This window comes from Mesorhizobium sp. M1A.F.Ca.IN.020.06.1.1 (assembly GCF_004023265.1).
GTDB lineage: Bacteria > Pseudomonadota > Alphaproteobacteria > Rhizobiales > Rhizobiaceae > Mesorhizobium.
In genome coordinates this window covers 1-1,576 of the sequence record NZ_RZSR01001174.1, presented here as the reverse complement: position 1 = coordinate 1,576, position 1,576 = coordinate 1, and the positions used below count along the sequence as shown (strand labels likewise).

Sequence of the window (1,576 nt, the reverse complement as noted above, 5' to 3'; positions counted from 1 at the left end):
GTATTACCCTCACCGCTATTACCGACACGTCTACGATGACGACTACTACACTCCCTATCGCGAGCGTTATGTGGTGCGCTATCATAACCGGTATTATCGCGATCATTGCCGGATCAAGATCGTGAAGCACTGGCGCCACGGCCACCGCATCATCGAAAAGATCCGCATCTGCCGGCGCTGACCGACCAGCGAGCGGACATCTCCTCTCGGCGAGGGGAGATGTCCGGCTGCGGCTGCGCCGCCTTGCAAATTCCCGCCAAAATGCCATCTAGAAGCCGGCATTCATAAGGGAAAGCAAAAGTGACGCAGCGAAGCGGCAGCGCCGACCTGCCGCTGCATGGCGGGCGGGTCCCGAAATGGCTGGGCGATCGCATGACGAAGCTCGGCGCGGTTCTGTGCGAAGCGATCAGCCATCATTACGGCCGCGACGAGCTTTTGCGGCGCCTCGCCCATCCCTTCTGGTTCCAGTCCTTCGGCGCCGTGATGGGCATGGACTGGCACTCCTCCGGCATCACCACTTCCGTCATCGGCGCGCTGAAGCGCGGCTTGAACCCGATGGCCGGCGAGCTTGGCATCCATGTCTGCGGCGGGCGCGGCGCACATTCGCGCAAGACGCCGGGCGAGCTGCTGGCGATCGGCGACCATGTCGGTCTCGACGGCCAAGCTCTTGCCACTGCCAGCCGGCTGGTCGCCAAGGTGGACAGCGCCGCCGTGCAGGACGGCTACGACCTCTACCTGCACGGCTTCATCGTCAGCGATGACGGGCGCTGGGTGGTGGTGCAGCAGGGCATGAACGGCGACGCCCGCCAGGCGCGCCGCTACCACTGGCTGTCGGAGGGGCTGGAAAGCTTCGTCGACCAGCCGCATGCGGCAATCGAGGGCGAACGCCAAGGCGAGATCGTCAACCTCACCGACCACCGCGCGGAGAAAGCGCGCGACGGGCAGATCGCGCTTCTGATGACGATGAGCCCGGAAAAGATCCTGAGCGAGCTTGCCGTTCTGGAGCCGCGAGCCGAAGCGCCGGAGCCGGCCGCGCAGCCGCTGCTCCCCAACCTCGTCATGCCGGCGCATCACGACGTGCGCGAGAGCGACATTGTCATGCGCCGCCTGCACGGCAACATTGCCGCCGCGATCGAGAGCGGCCCGAAGGATTTTCCCGAACTGCTGCTGGTGCCCGGCGTCGGCCCGCGCACGGTGCGCGCGCTCGCCATGGTCTCCGAGGTGGTGCACGGCGCGCCCTGCCGCTTTTCCGACCCGGCGCGCTTCTCGCTCGCCCACGGCGGCAAGGACCGCCACCCCTTCCCCGTGCCGCTTAAGGTCTATGACGAGACGATCTCGGTGCTGAAATCGGCGGTGAGCAAGGCCAAGCTTGGGCGCGGCGAGGAATTGGAGGCGCTGAGGCGGCTGGATGGAGAGTCACGCCGGATGGAGCGCTATGTAACGGGGCCGAGCCTGAAGGAGATCGCGGCGGGAGAGATGGACCAGTGGCATTTGCTGGGGGGACGGAGCGTGTTTGGGTGGGAACCACCACCTGACAGCGACCCGAAGCCGCTGAAGAAAGGCGGTTGAGACACGG

General features: G+C 65.7%; 1 protein-coding gene and 1 pseudogene. Both read left to right on the top strand.

Annotation, left to right across the window (positions count from 1 at the left end):
* Positions 1-181: pseudogene (locus EOA60_RS37915) on the top strand (hypothetical protein); the annotation flags it as partial.
* A gap of 119 nt (positions 182-300) precedes the next feature.
* Positions 301-1,569 carry a DUF763 domain-containing protein gene (locus tag EOA60_RS32180; RefSeq protein WP_128312572.1) on the top strand — a complete coding sequence of 423 codons (1,269 nt, stop codon included), beginning with the start codon at positions 301-303 and terminating at the stop codon, positions 1,567-1,569.
* Positions 1,570-1,576 lie beyond the last annotated feature (7 nt).